14 protein-coding genes are annotated in these 14269 nt (G+C 40.2%); 10 read left to right on the top strand and 4 right to left on the bottom strand.

The window, feature by feature from the left end:
• Positions 1-31: 31 nt before the first annotated feature.
• Positions 32-2848, top strand: a complete 2817-nt coding sequence (locus P6709_RS01950; RefSeq protein WP_278239198.1) for a 2-oxoglutarate dehydrogenase E1 component — start codon at positions 32-34, stop codon at positions 2846-2848.
• Between the two features lie 27 nt (positions 2849-2875).
• Complete coding sequence (gene odhB / locus P6709_RS01945) at positions 2876-4180, top strand: 2-oxoglutarate dehydrogenase complex dihydrolipoyllysine-residue succinyltransferase (protein ID WP_278239197.1); 1305 nt, start codon at positions 2876-2878, stop codon at positions 4178-4180.
• 116 nt (positions 4181-4296) lie between these two features.
• On the opposite strand, the gene P6709_RS01940 is transcribed toward odhB, so the two are convergent.
• The gene (locus tag P6709_RS01940; RefSeq protein ID WP_156969499.1) at positions 4297-4431 is read right to left on the bottom strand and encodes a sporulation histidine kinase inhibitor Sda; all 135 of its coding nucleotides are present in this window, start codon (positions 4429-4431) and stop codon (positions 4297-4299) included.
• A 213-nt stretch (positions 4432-4644) separates the two neighbouring features.
• On the opposite strand from P6709_RS01940, the gene P6709_RS01935 reads away from it, so the two are divergent.
• The 4 genes from P6709_RS01935 to P6709_RS01920 all read left to right on the top strand — a co-directional run bounded on the left by P6709_RS01935 (position 4645) and on the right by P6709_RS01920 (position 7181).
• Entirely contained in the window at positions 4645-5262 is a 618-nt protein-coding gene (locus tag P6709_RS01935; protein ID WP_278239196.1) for a DedA family protein, read from the top strand.
• 4 nt (positions 5263-5266) lie between these two features.
• Positions 5267-6307, top strand: a complete 1041-nt coding sequence (locus tag P6709_RS01930; RefSeq protein WP_278239195.1) for a C45 family autoproteolytic acyltransferase/hydolase — start codon at positions 5267-5269, stop codon at positions 6305-6307.
• A gap of 66 nt (positions 6308-6373) precedes the next feature.
• The gene (locus P6709_RS01925; protein WP_278239194.1) at positions 6374-6577 is read left to right on the top strand and encodes a DUF6501 family protein; all 204 of its coding nucleotides are present in this window, start codon (positions 6374-6376) and stop codon (positions 6575-6577) included.
• Positions 6578-6719: 142 nt separating this feature from the next.
• Positions 6720-7181 carry a Rok-like winged helix domain-containing protein gene (locus tag P6709_RS01920; RefSeq protein WP_278239193.1) on the top strand — a complete coding sequence of 154 codons (462 nt, stop codon included), beginning with the start codon at positions 6720-6722 and terminating at the stop codon, positions 7179-7181.
• 52 nt (positions 7182-7233) lie between these two features.
• On the opposite strand, the gene P6709_RS01915 is transcribed toward P6709_RS01920, so the two are convergent.
• Positions 7234-8031: an ion transporter gene (locus P6709_RS01915; RefSeq protein WP_278239192.1), complete on the bottom strand. Its 798-nt coding sequence runs from the start codon at positions 8029-8031 to the stop codon at positions 7234-7236.
• A 199-nt stretch (positions 8032-8230) separates the two neighbouring features.
• Between P6709_RS01915 and P6709_RS01910 the strand changes: the two genes are divergently transcribed.
• A complete protein-coding gene (locus P6709_RS01910) occupies positions 8231-9094 on the top strand; it encodes an AAA family ATPase (RefSeq protein WP_442905296.1) in 864 nt (287 codons plus the stop codon).
• An 11-nt stretch (positions 9095-9105) separates the two neighbouring features.
• The gene (locus P6709_RS01905; protein ID WP_278239190.1) at positions 9106-11016 is read left to right on the top strand and encodes a vWA domain-containing protein; all 1911 of its coding nucleotides are present in this window, start codon (positions 9106-9108) and stop codon (positions 11014-11016) included.
• A gap of 286 nt (positions 11017-11302) precedes the next feature.
• Here P6709_RS01905 and P6709_RS01900 read toward each other — a convergent pair whose 3' ends face one another.
• The gene (locus tag P6709_RS01900) at positions 11303-12490 is read right to left on the bottom strand and encodes a toxic anion resistance protein (RefSeq protein ID WP_278239189.1); all 1188 of its coding nucleotides are present in this window, start codon (positions 12488-12490) and stop codon (positions 11303-11305) included.
• Positions 12490-13131 (bottom strand): 5-bromo-4-chloroindolyl phosphate hydrolysis family protein, encoded by a 642-nt coding sequence (locus tag P6709_RS01895; protein ID WP_278239188.1) that lies wholly within the window; start codon positions 13129-13131, stop codon positions 12490-12492. Before P6709_RS01895 ends, P6709_RS01900 begins: the two co-directional genes overlap by 1 nt.
• Positions 13132-13416: 285 nt before the next feature.
• On the opposite strand from P6709_RS01895, the gene P6709_RS01890 reads away from it, so the two are divergent.
• Both P6709_RS01890 and P6709_RS01885 read left to right on the top strand, forming a co-directional pair.
• Positions 13417-13731, top strand: coding sequence for an ArsR/SmtB family transcription factor (locus P6709_RS01890; RefSeq protein WP_278239187.1), 315 nt, complete (start codon positions 13417-13419; stop codon positions 13729-13731).
• 159 nt (positions 13732-13890) lie between these two features.
• Complete coding sequence (locus P6709_RS01885) at positions 13891-14238, top strand: DUF1033 family protein (RefSeq protein WP_278239186.1); 348 nt, start codon at positions 13891-13893, stop codon at positions 14236-14238.
• Positions 14239-14269: the final 31 nt, after the last annotated feature.

The following is a 14269-nucleotide window of genomic DNA, read 5'->3' as shown; positions in this document are numbered from 1 at the left end:
GCTGATGTCCAACATGTTGGAGGTTTTCATAATGAGAAAACAGTCGGAACAACAGGATTTAAATCATTTAAACTTTTCCGGTCCTAACCTGGGCTATATGATGGAGATGTATGATCTGTATCTGGAAGATCCAGCTCAGCTGGATGAAGAGCTGCAGGCCTATTTTAAAGAAAATGGATCTCCTGCTTCTTTAAAAGAGGGACACTCTTCCTCTACAGCTATCGAAGGAACAGACTACAGCAAGGTTATTGCAGCTGTACAGCTTGCCGATGCCATCAGAACGTATGGTCATCTGGCAGCAGATATCAATCCTTTGAATGACAGAGAAAAGGACACAAACAGAATTGAATTGGATTCGTATAATTTAACTAAAGAAGATCTTGAAAAGATCCCTGAAAACATTTTGATAACCAACTCAGTTCCAGAGGTAACAACCGGATATGAAGCGATTCAGTATTTAAAAAAGATGTATACCAAATCGATAGCGTTTGAATATGCCCATGTGCACAATAAAGAAGAAAAAGCATGGCTGAAAAACTACATTGAGTCAGGCAAACTCGATGAGACCATTAATAGTGAAAAGAAAGAAGCCCTTTTAAACAGGCTGATACAGGTAGAGGGTTTTGAAAACTTTGTTCACAAAACATTTGTAGGACAAAAGAGATTTTCAATCGAAGGACTCGATGCCATGGTTCCTCTGCTTGATGAAATCATTCAGGCGGCTGTTGAAAAAGGAGCCGAATCCATTAATATCGGCATGGCGCACAGGGGGCGTTTAAACGTTCTGGCGCATGTCCTTGAAAAACCATATGAAATGATATTTGCAGAATTCCAGCACTCACCAAGCAAGGATCTGATTCCTTCTGAAGGATCAATTGGCATTACATACGGGTGGACTGGAGATGTGAAATACCATTTAGGTGCAGATCGGAATGTGAAAAAAGAAAATTCGGTTAAAACACGCATTACATTAGCCAATAACCCAAGTCATTTGGAAGTAGTAAGTCCAATTGTTGCCGGCTACACACGTGCAGCTCAGGAGGACCGGAGCAATCCAGGGTACCCTGAACTAAAGAAGGAATCCTCACTCGCGATCATGATTCACGGAGATGCAGCGTTTCCCGGTCAGGGCATCGTAGCGGAAACGTTAAATATGAGTCAGCTGAGAGGATACCATACTGGCGGTTCTATACATGTTATTGCAAATAATATGATAGGATTCACAACTGAATCCTTTGACTCCCGTTCAACGCAATATGCATCTGATACAGCAAAAGGATTTGAAGTACCGATTGTCCATGTCAATGCGGATGACCCTGAAGCGTGTCTGGCAGCAGCCATGATGGCTTATGAATACCGCTCAAAATTCGGCAAGGATTTTGTGATTGACTTAATAGGCTACCGCCGTTTTGGCCACAACGAAATGGACGAGCCTATGGTTACAAATCCAAAAATGTACACGATTGTCAATAAGCATGATAATGTCAGGAAAATATATGAAAAGCAATTGATTGATGAAGGTTTATTAAATGCCGATCAGGCTTCAAACATGCGCGAATCGAATCAGGAACAGCTTCAAAAAGCGTATGATTCAGTTCCTAAAAGCGAAAAAGATCCGGACGCAGAAATGGACCCTCCGGAAAAAGTAGTAAGTCCACTCGATGAAATTACTACATCCGTCGGTATTGATCAATTGCGGAAATTAAATGAAGACCTTCTTAATTGGAAAGATTTCAACGTATTTAAAAAGCTTGAAAAAATTCTGAAGCGAAGACAGGATCCTTTCACTAAAGAAGGAAAAATAGACTGGGCGCATGCTGAAACACTTGCATTTGGTGCGATATTACAGGACGGCGTCCCGATCCGCTTAACCGGTCAGGATTCCCAGCGTGGAACGTTCGCTCACCGTCATCTTGTCCTGCATGATGAAAAGACAGGAGAGGAACTGACTCCGCTGCACCATATTGATGGAGCTAAAGCTTCATTTGTTGTGTATAACAGTCCGCTGACTGAAGCAGCAGTGGTGGGATACGAATATGGATACAATGTTTTATCTCCTGAAACATTGGTGCTGTGGGAAGCACAATATGGCGACTTTGCTAATATGGCACAGGTCATGTTCGATCAGTTTGTTTCTTCCAGCCGTGCAAAATGGGGTCAGAAATCAGGTTTGGTGATGCTGCTCCCTCATGGCTATGAAGGACAGGGGCCTGAGCATTCATCCGCGAGAATGGAACGGTTTTTAACACTGGCAGCTGAAAATAACTGGACGGTTGCGAACCTGACGAGTTCAGCCCAATATTTCCATATCCTGCGCAGGCAGGCAGCCATATTAAAACGTGAAGAAATAAGGCCGCTGGTGATTATGACACCGAAAAGTCTTCTTCGTCACCCGCAGGTTTCAAGAGAAGTAAATGAATTTACAGAAGGAACGTTCCAACCGCTTATTGAGCACGATCAATATGGACAGAACCATGACAAAGTGGAACGTCTTGTCTTTTCTGCAGGTAAAATCGGCATCGATTTAATTGAAAAAGCAGCGAAGGAAGAAAATAATGACTGGCTGCATTTAATCCGCATCGAAGAAATATATCCTTTCCCGATGGAAAATGTGAAAGAGATTATTTCCAGATATCCAAACCTTAAGGAGATTAAATGGGTCCAGGAAGAACCGAAAAACATGGGAGCATGGACATTTATTGAACCACGTTTGATAAAATCTGCCCCGGAACATATTTCTGTTGAATATATCGGCCGCAGAAGAAGAAGCAGCCCAGCTGAAGGGGATCCGACGGTTCATAAAAAAGAACAAAATCGAATTTTAACAAATGCTGTAACAAAGAACTAGATCGATCTAACAGAGGAGGAAGCCGCAGTGGCAGAAATTAAAGTACCGGAATTAGCAGAATCGATTACAGAAGGAACCATTGCCCAGTGGCTCAAGCAGCCGGGGGACCAAGTTGAAAAAGGCGAATACATTGTAGAATTGGAAACAGATAAGGTAAATGTTGAAGTTATTTCAGAAGAAGCAGGTGTCATTAAAGAACATAAAGCTGATGAAGGGGAGACTGTTGAAGTAGGTCAGGTCATTGCGATCGTAGAAGCGGGCGATGGATCATCTTCAGGTGACACTGAATCAGAAAAAGAAAAAGAAGAAGAATCAGAATCCAAATCCGAGGAGAAATCTTCTGAGCAGCCAAAAGAAGAAAAAGGTGAAGAAGTGCAGGAAGAAGCTTCTGATGAAATTGAAGAAGTTCCTCATAACCAAAAGAAAGAGCGCACCATTGCTTCGCCAGCAGCCAGAAAGCTTGCAAGAGAAAAAGGAATTGACCTATCCCAGGTTTCCACAGTAGACCCTATGGGACGCGTGAGAAAACAGGACGTGGAATCACATTCCTCCAAGCCGGCGGAAAGCAAAAAACCAGAGAAAAGCTCCGGTTCTGCCAAGCCTGCCCAGGAAACGAAAAAAGCAGACACAAAACCTGTCGTGCGTGAAAAAATGTCCAGACGCCGTCAAACGATTGCGAATCGTCTCGTTGAGGTACAGCAGACAGCCGCAATGCTTACCACTTTTAACGAAATTGATATGACTCATGTAATGGATCTGCGCAAACGCAAGAAAGATAAATTTTTTGATACACATGATGTACGTTTAGGCTTCATGTCCTTCTTCACTAAGGCAGTGGTTGCTGCACTGAAAAAGTATCCATATGTGAATGCAGAGATTGACGGCGATGAAGTCGTACTCAAAAAATATTATGATGTAGGCGTTGCAGTTTCTACTGACGACGGTCTGGTGGTTCCAATTGTGAGAGATTGCGACCGCAAGAACTTTGCAGAAATTGAAGGGGAGATTGTTGAGCTTGCAACAAAAGCAAAAAACAAAAAGCTTCAATTGAGCGACTTACAGGGTGGTTCATTTACTATTACAAATGGTGGTGTATTTGGTTCTCTATTATCAACGCCAATTTTAAATGGTCCTCAGGTTGGGATCCTTGGAATGCACACGATTCAGCTGCGTCCAGTGGCCATCGATGCTGAGAAAATGGAAAACCGTCCAATGATGTATATTGCCCTGTCATATGACCACAGAATTATTGATGGCAAAGAAGCCGTAAGCTTCCTTGCAATGGTTAAAAACTTATTAGAAAACCCTGAAGATTTATTGCTTGAAGGATAATGAATTAAATAAGCAGCGATGATAAAAAAAGCTGGCAGATGCCAGCTTTTTTATTATCCATTTTTACATTAAAAAAACACGAAGTCTTTTTCAGACTTCGTGTTATGTAGAATATTTTATCTTTTGCTGCGGCCAGCGTGAATCCCTCTTTTTTTAATTTCCTTGCGCAATATGTTCTGAGTATCTTGTTCTCCGTGTTTTTCAGCGTCTCGATAAGCGGCCATTAATTGTTCGTTACTTAGGATTTTCACTGCACATCGACCTCCTTCAAGTAATTATGGAATATTCTAATTATTCCATTAAAGACAGTATAGCAGGTTGAAAGAGAGCGGTCCAACAAAAAATCAGCTGTTACAAAAATGTATTATTGGCTGCCCCTATCGTAATGGTATGCGAAAAGAATATAATTAGATATAATGAAGCATATTCGACTGGCTAATTTGCTGCACAGAAAGGGAAAAAGAATGGATACAGTATTTTTTGATGAATTAACAGAGCGTTTTGGCTATTGGAGTATGTTTCTATTCAGCTGGCTATTATTTTTTGGCCTTCCACTGCCAAATGAACTTGCAGCTTCTTTTTCCGGCATGATCACCGTTCAGCAATCCTATAACCCGTTTATTGCCTTTATCTCAACTTATCTTGGATTGATATCAAGTGCGAGTGCTGCTTACGGAATTGGAAGATTATTTGGATCAAAAATTGAAAATAAGATACGCAGGTCAAGATTTGCATCCAGATGGGAGAAAAGTATAGAATTTTTAAGCCGGTACGGCAGCTGGGCAATTGCTTTTAGTTTTTTTATTCCAGGTGTCAGGTGGGGAATGCCTTACGCAGTTGGGATTTCAAAGCATCCTTTTTGGAAGTTTTGTTTATTTGCTTTTCCGGCAGCGTTTGTCTGGACCATGATCTACTTTCAAATCGGCAGGGCTTTTCCTCTCGTCTACCCGGATATTCTGAATAATCTACGCTATATCATTCCGATTCTTGCCATTGCATTAGTGGCGGCAGGCATCATATTGCAGCGCAGAAAAGGAAAGCAAAAGCAAAGAACCGCTAACAATCTGAAGAGACGGGGGTGAGAAAATGAGGTTTCATGTTGATGTAATTAAGGGAGCAGCATCTTATTATGAGCTTGGTGTGCTTGAGGCATCTAAATTCATCCAGACTCCATTATATCAATCTCATATGAAGCGCAGAACAACGTCCATTCGAAAATACGATACAAACCTCAAAGAAGCAAAAGAGTTCTACGAGACGTTTTCACCCGGTCTTTGGGAGGAACTTGAGGGAGTGGCCTCTGTTCTTAAATGGCCGCTGGAGGACGTTTTTCATGAATACAGCGGTTATCAGCAGGACTGGGACAAATCAGGCTGCACCGTATTAATGAAAAATGGTTTTTTTGCGCGGAATTACGACTACCATCCAAAAACCTATGAAGGAAGACTGCTGTTATGGGAGCCAAAAGAGGGGTATGCTTCTATTGGGACAAGCGGCAGAATGATCGGGCGCATAGACGGCATGAATGAAAAGGGGCTGGTCGTAGGCTATCATCTGGTTAATCGCAGAAATCCGGCAAAAGGGTTTATCTGTGCCACAATTGCGCGATTTATTCTTGATTCCTGTGCTTCCGTTCAGGAAGCTGTTCAAATGCTGCAGCAAATCCCCCACAGGCATGCCTTCAACTATTCTCTATATGATGCCGCTGGTCAATCCGCAGTGGTTGAAGCTTCCGGCAGAGGAACAGCCGTCAGAGAGTCTGTACATGCCTGCACCAATCATTTTCAAACAGAAGCGTTAACAGGAGAAAACCGGTATCAGATCACAGAATCAATGGACCGGCTTTCAATGACCGCAATGCATTCAGATAAGATTTCAACTCCTCTCAAAGCCTTTGATTTCTTTAACAAACCAGAGCATGGGATCTTTAAACGAAATTATGGGAGCTGGTCAGGAACGATTCACACGGCTGTTTACGTGCCTGAAACATTAACGATGCTGTTTGGGCTGGGAGAGAATGCAAAACCAGTTACGATCCCCTTCGGAGAATGGCTAAAGGATAAACGTTTTCCGGTAACCAAAATTTTTGGCAATATAAACACAAATGAACTGTTTGAGCATCAATAATTGCATGTGCAGTTGAATCTGTACAGCACTCACGCTATACTCAATACTAATAAAGGAGTGAGATACATGATACATAAGGATTGGAACACGACAAGCCCACAGGCAAAAGTGGAATGTGTGAGTGATCAGGCAGCAAAGTACGTGGTAAACAACGTATTAACAGTAGGGAAAACGTATCCTGTTCAAAATGAAACAGAGGAATTTTTATTTATTATCGATAACTCTGGAAAAGTGGGAGGATTTTACAAAGATTACTTTAAAAAAATTTAGTCTAACGAAACTCCAGTTTATTTAACGAAACTGGAGTTTTGCTTCTTTTCTTTTAAAATTTTAACTATTATAATTAATGAATAACTAGCTTTGATTATTTTAATAATAACAAAGCAAATCGAAGTAAAAAGGGGAGTGGCAAATGTTTAATGAAAGAATAGCGTTAAAGCTGAGATTGGAGCAAATGGCAGATTCTGAAGAACGAATTCTTCAGGAATTCAGAAAGGAAAGACAGGCGATCATGGAAAGACTTCGTGAACTTGACCTATCCCAAGGAGAGCCGCAAGAGTTTAATCTGCATGAAACATCTGATATTGAGCCTTACACTTCATCTGATGAATCAATATTTCTTCCTCACCCTACTACAAAAAGAATTCCTAAAACGAAAAAAATTGGAAAATCTAGACAAATGCACGAAGCTGCATTTAAAATTTTACGAGAGCGCCTGCAGCCTGTTAAAGGAACAGAAATTCAGGAATATATTTTAAGTGAAACGGGTTTTAAAGTAGCGAATATGACTACGTTTATGAAGACGATTCAGCGAAAAGACAAACAGGTCAGGAAACTCGACAGGGGGCTTTACATATTTGAGAAAGAATCTTAATAAGTAAAACCCCTAAATCTTTAAGAATTTAGGGGTTTTTTAGGTTCGAAGCTTATTTTGACTTTTTGTTTTGTTCCTGAAGCATTCTCTTTATTTCTTCTAATTCTTTTTGAACCTGAACTAACTTCACTTCCTCAGGGGACGGTTTTTCAGCCTGGTTTGCCTCTTCAACATTGGTTACCACCACGCCAACAAATAAGTTAAAGATCACAAATGTACCAATTAAAATAAACGTAACAAAAAACCACCAGGAAGTAGGATCTTCCGCTAAAATAGGCCTCATAACTCCGCTCGCCCAGGATTCAAGTGTAACAACCTGAAAAAGACTAAGCAGACTCGCATGTAGAGTCCCAAAGTATTCAGGTGAAATGGTTTGAAATAAAGTGGTTCCGATAATACCGTAAATATAAAAGAAAATACCGAGCAGCAGCATGATGGTTCCCATAGAAGGGATCGTCATCAACAGCGCATTCACCATTTTTCTCAGAGAAGGGATAATGGAAATGGCCCGCAGGACACGGAGAACTCTTAGTATTCGCAGTACGGTTACATAATGGCCGCCCACAAATAAATGGCCGCTTGCGACGATAATAAAGTCAAAAATATTCCACGGTTCTTTAAAGAAGGATTTCAGCGATGCACTTCCAATTAATCGAATGATAATTTCAAAAGTAAACAGCCATAGCAGCAGCTGGTCCAGGAATACAAACCAATCCATATGCCGGTTATAAATAGAAGGATAGGTTTCTAACCCAATTAAAATCGCATTAAAGATAATAAGTGTAATAATAACCATCGTAAATTTAGGGTGTTCAGCAAGCGCTGCACACCTCATCCTAAAAGCTGTCATTCTATCTTTCTCTCTCCTCTCAAGCCATTCAAATTCTATTTTACGTGAAAGAGCAGTACCTGTCACTCTTGAACACTAAAAGCAAACACTATGCAGAAAAACGGTTAGAGTTGCGAACTTCAAATGCGTCAAGTTAGAATGAAGAATATCTACATCAAACTAGTAAGCGAGGATGAATTTATTTATGAAAATTGACAATATGCCAGATTCTCTAAGACCAATTATTAAGTCCAGGATTCAAAAAACCTATTCGGCAGAAGATAGGCAAAGAATTGGGCAAGGGGGCTATTCGTCTGATGATTCTTCCATAATGGAGGATGCTGTGATCAGTCTTGCTTTAAATAAGAATGTTCTCTTGAAAGGACCTACGGGATCCGGTAAGACTAAACTGGCTGAATCGATAAGTGAACTTTTTCATCAGCCTATGTACAGCATTAACTGTTCAATTGATCTGGATGCTGAAGCGATGCTTGGCTATAAAACGATCGAACAAATAGATGGAAAATCTTCTATTTCTTTTGTTGAAGGGCCCGTTATTCAAGCGATGAAAAAAGGACAGCTATTATATATTGATGAAATTAATATGGCAAAACCTGAAACGCTTCCTATTTTAAATGGTGTACTGGATTACAGACGCACGATAACGAATCCATTTACAAATGAAATCATTAAGGCTGTAGAGGGTTTTGGGGTAATTGCTGCAATCAATGAAGGCTATATTGGAACAGTTCCCTTAAATGAAGCGTTAAAAAATCGCTTTATCGTGATTGATGTACCATATATTCAAGGGGAAACCCTATTTAACGTGATCCAAACACAGAGTGGATTAAAAGACAATTCCATGATTTCTCAGTTTGTTCAACTGTCTGAGGATTTACTTGCTCAAGTTCAAAATGGACAAGTAGCAGAAGAAGCTGCTTCGATTCGTGCGCTTTTGGATACATGCGATTTGTCAGTCTTTGTTCCCCCGCTGCGTGCGATTCAACGAGGGATAATAGATAAGGTGGAGGACGAGAGAGAGAAGGCAGCCATTAAAAACGCAGCAGAGACCATCTTTGAGTAAGGGAGATCAATATGCAGCGATTTATTCAATTTAATGATGAAAACATAAATTCATTCCAGTTAATGGAGTTAATTGATCTTGCTAAAACGTTAACTAAATCTCAGGATATGGAAGTTGAATATGGACCGTTAAATTATCTGGATATTCCTCATCAGAAAATTATTGTGAGCCATTTCTGGGATCATAGAAAGAAAGAAGAGGAATGGCTCGGTTTGACGTCTGATATTTACCTAAGAGCGGTTGGAACCAATCGCTTTTCAGATGTAAAAGCGATAAACGAGTACCTCTTCCGAGTAAAAAAAAGCCCCATCGTTTCTTTTGCTAAGCAGCTATTTATGATGATTGAAGACGCAAGAATTGAAGAAGAAGTAAAAAAAATAAGACCGGGCACTAAACGTTCTTTTGCAATGAGGAGGACCATCTACACCCGATATTTCCGCTCTCAGTTAAATGTTCATCTCGTAAAAGGTGTCTCTGCGGATGCACTGCTCAATTTTCTTTATATTCTTTTACATGCCCAATCTCCAATCGATGAGTGGCCCTCCATTCAGCCTGAGATATCTCTTGCCCAGCCCTTTATACAGCAGCAGATTCAACGCTCTTTTGAAGCAAAGTCCACCCAGCAATCGGCTGCCATCAGCTATGAGCTTTGCAGCCTTCTCGAGGAGATTCTTCCGAAAGATATGCTGAATGAATATTTCCATCTTCCTGAAAAAATCATGCAGGAATGGGAGCAGCTCACATATGATCATCTAAAACGGCGGGATCCCCTGATCAATGATGACCAGCAGGAAGAAGACGCAACAGGGGAAGAGGAAGTCATGGAAGAGGAATTTAAAACCTGGCACCGTGAATCGTCTGATAAAGGGGAGTCGTTTCTTCAATTTGATCTTGATCAGGGAACCAAAACGAATATTAAAGGAAATGAGGCCAGAGAAGGTGACGATGGGGACCAGGCACTTGGAATGGTGCAGGGAACCAGTAAAAAAGCAGCTAGGGAAGATTTTGAAGGCGAAGTGAACGAAGAAGCAAGATCAGAAGAAAAGGGAGGCGGAGATCCATATGGCAAAGAAAACCGGTATGCATTTGCTGTATTTGAAAATGCTTCACCCGTCCAATTAAATGACCAGCAGCTGTACGATCTTTACAAAAAAGAAGTATACCATCTTCACAAAAAACTTCAAAAAATTATAGAAAAAACTTTGGATCATAAAAGAAACCAGCCTCGGGGCAGCCTGGCATTTGGCCGGCTAAGCAAACAGCTTATTCCCTTTTTTATAGAAGAACAGCCAAAAGTATTTTATAAAAAAGATGAAGAGTCTCCAAAAATTGACGCAACCTTTACACTGCTCCTGGATTGTTCTGCTTCTATGCAGGACAAAATGGATGAAACAAAAAAAGGACTTGTACTGTTTCACGAAGTGTTAAAATCGGTCCGGGTGCCACACGAAATTGTCGGCTTTTGGGAAGATACCGATCGAACAAGTGAATTCAGTCAGCCAAACCATTTAAAGACCGTCATCTCGTATGACCAGTCCATTTGGACAAATGCCAGTGCATCCATTATGCAGCTTAAACCTGAAGAAGATAACCGGGATGGTTTTGCGATCCGGCATATGACGGAAAGATTAGTAAAACGAAATGAACAAAATCGCTTTTTACTTGTATTTTCAGATGGAGAGCCGGCAGCCATGGATTATGAGCAAAATGGAATTGTAGACACCCACGAAGCCGTCCTTAATGCTCGTAAGCAAGGCCTTGAGGTGATAAATGTATTTCTATCGAAAGAGGAGATACAGGAGTCACAAAAAGAGGTGATTCAAAACATGTACGGAAAATACAGTTTGTTTATATCAAACATTGATGAATTACCTGATATATTATTTCCTCTGTTAAAAAGACTCTTATACAAGAGTATATAGGACCGAAACAAATTCAGCCTGAAGGTGTAAGTTGAAATCCTGCCCCGGTGCCTTCCAAAGCCCTGTTGTTTTGTCTACAATAAAAAGACAAAACAATAGGAGCTGATTAAATGTTCGAATTAATGACCGTATACTGACAGGCAAGAAGAGAAGAATTGAATTGTTATAACTTGCACGTGAATCGAAGCTACTGGAAATCGTTAAAGAGACGGCTTTTATAATAAATTCTTTTAATGAAAGAGAAAGCACCCCGCCTTTAAAAGGAGAGGTGCTTTTTTAATGTTTGTTATCCGTTTTTCGTACCGCGCATTTGCAGCAGCTGCTGTTTTAGATCAGATTCCATTGCTTGAATCTCGGTTTCAGCAAGCCGTCGTTTTTCACGGCCTTCCTGCTGAATACGCAAGGTTTCTTCAAGTGTGGATACCAGGTTGGCTTGAGTGGTTTTCAATGTTTCAATGTCCACGATTCCCCGCTCATTTTCTTTAGCTGTCTCAATGCTGTTCGTTTTTAGCATCTCTGAATTCTTTAACAGCAAATCATTTGTCGTTTTTGTCACTTGCTTTTGCGCTTCAACCGCCCGTTGTTGACGGAAGAGGGTGAGGGCAATGGCAATTTGGTTTTTCCATAATGGTATTGCGGTTAAAATGGATGCTTGTATTTTCTCGGCTAATGCCTGGTTTATATTTTGGATCATTCTGATCTGAGGCGCACTTTGAATCGTAATTTGACGGCTCAGTTGCAAATCATGAAGTCTTTTCTCAAGGCGGTCCATAAATTGCATCATGTCATTGACTTCCTGATATGCCATCTGATCATCACTTTGTTCGGCTTTTTTGCGTAATTCCGGAATCGTTTTTTGCTCAAGTTCATCCCGTTTAATCTCAGCTGCAGCAATGTAGATGTTCAAGGCATGGAAATAATCCTTATTCTGCTGGTACAGCTGCTCAAGCATCTGTATGTCGTCGATTAGTGATTTTTTGGAATGGTCAAGCTTCACACTAATACGATCGACCTGTGCACCAAGTTTTTGGTATTTGGAAAGTACTTCATTTACAGACCGGCTGACACGATTAAAGAGTTTTGAAATCATTCCTTTTTTTTGATCTGACAGCTCGTCCGGATCTATTTGCTCTAATCGATCCATAAGCTCTTTTAAAATATCTCCAATCGGTCCAACATCTTTTCGCTGTACATGGTCAAGCATAGAATGTGAAAAATTTGACAGTTTGGATTGAGCGGCGGTTCCGTATTGCAGAATCGACTGGTGATCAGTTGGATCAATTTGCTGTGCTATTTGCCTTGCCTGCTCCTGATCACGCTCCGGTATGATATCCATAAGTTTTTTATTAGGAGCGTCTGCTTCTTTATCAGAAGACAGCTCCGTCAGCTCATTTTCTCCAAATGGATTTGCCAGAAGATCCTCCAATCCCTGATTTCTTTCTTCTACTTTTACTGATTGACGATTTTGTTCCATTATTCAATCCCCTCTCTGGATTGCTGACCGCGCTTAAGGCTAATCTGAGCAAGATCAAGCTCTACCCGTAATGTGTCTATATCATTTGTTAATACATTCATTAGATCTTCTTCCAATGAGGAATTCAGGTCCAGCAATGTTTTTCTTGTATCTTCAAGAGATGTCAACACTTCTTTATTTTTTATAGGCTGGACAGCAAGTGTTGTATATTTGTCTGTGAGCTCAACCGCTGAGTCCAGATGATAGAAGAAAAACCTTTCAGCTAAATAAAAACGCTTCGGATCCTTTTTCACAACGGCGAATATTTTACGGGACAATTTTGTTAAGTCATTAAACTGTCTCATTGCCGATAAGGAACGTATTTGAAACATTCTGCCCTGTAAACGGGATAGTTTCTTTTGAGCGTCTTTTAAATTCTGCTGAATATACTGATATTCCTGCGCACTTAGGTTGTATGAGCGTAAAATGGACCGGTGCTGAAACCATTTAATAAGATAAAACGGAATAACACCTCCTGCTATCGCAATCAAAATGGAATAAAAAAATTGTATATTAAAAATGTAATAAGCGGTAATCCATGTCAGTAAAAACAGGGGAAGGGCAATTCCGGCTCTAGCCAAGAAATATAAAAACTCTCTCATATTTATCTACTCCTTATGTTGGCTTATAGTTTATATACGAGCGGACAAACCATTTAGTTTCAAAAAAGATAAATCGAGTCATAACTTCTTTTATATATTGTCTCTGATTGCTGAAATGATAGCAAGTAAGGCACATTAAAATATCCTTTATAGACATAAAAGACTAGATAAAACGGAAAAATTGCCATTTATTATAGCTTTTTTGTACTACATAAGTATATAATAGGTACGAATAACCAAATTATAATAATTAAAGGTCAGTTTTATAGGAAGAGAGGCATATATATGACAGTGAAAAACCACTCGCCGGAAGCACTAGCAGAAATTTATCGACTATTTGGAGACAAAACAAGGTTACTCATGGCAAAAAAATTATCTGAGGAAGAATGGACGGTTTCCCAATTTGTAGATTTATTTATGATCAGCCAGCCGCTTGTCAGTCAGCACATTAAAAAATTGAAAGATGCTGAACTGATTGCAGAACAGAGAGCTGGAAAGAGGATTTTATACCGCCTCGACCCCAAATCCGCCAGATATCCGTTGATCATCCGGTTAATAGAACCAATTACTGAAGAATCCACCGGCAAAAAAGAAGTTTGATCCAGTGATCGTAAACTTCTTGTTTACGGTCGGCTTATCCAACTTGCTAAATTCAACAGGTTAAACAACGCCTGGAACATAAGAAATTAAAGCAAATTCTTTTATTTTTAACGGGATCTCTTATACACTAATAGTAGCATTGATTAAGAGGTGATCGGCGTGTGGAATATCATACAAACGAAAAGTGACGCAGAACCCTGGTGGTTTTTAGAGGGCTGGGAAGAAGATATTTTGCAGCAATGGACATTTTCAGATAAAGAGGATGCATTTCATTTTTTTAAACAGAAGATCGTAGAAATGGTTGATTTATATCCTTATGTAAAAGTAAAAAGGGGAACCCAGATTGCTTTTTGGGATGAAAAAGAGCTTTTATTTTGTGATTCCTGCGACGATGATTTACAGCTTTATCATGGATTTTTAATCTTCTATGACAATGAACCATACATTTCCAATAGTATGACTTCAGCTGACAAGGTGTTTTTTGAACAGCTGATCCCTGAAAAGTAAAAGAGCTGAAGCGGCTAATCCGCTTCGGCTC

The organism is Jeotgalibacillus sp. ET6 (assembly GCF_029667115.1).
In the GTDB taxonomy this organism is placed as follows: domain Bacteria; phylum Bacillota; class Bacilli; order Bacillales; family Jeotgalibacillaceae; genus Jeotgalibacillus.
Note: the sequence above shows the minus strand (reverse complement) of the source record. Positions and strands in the feature narration are given on the sequence as shown.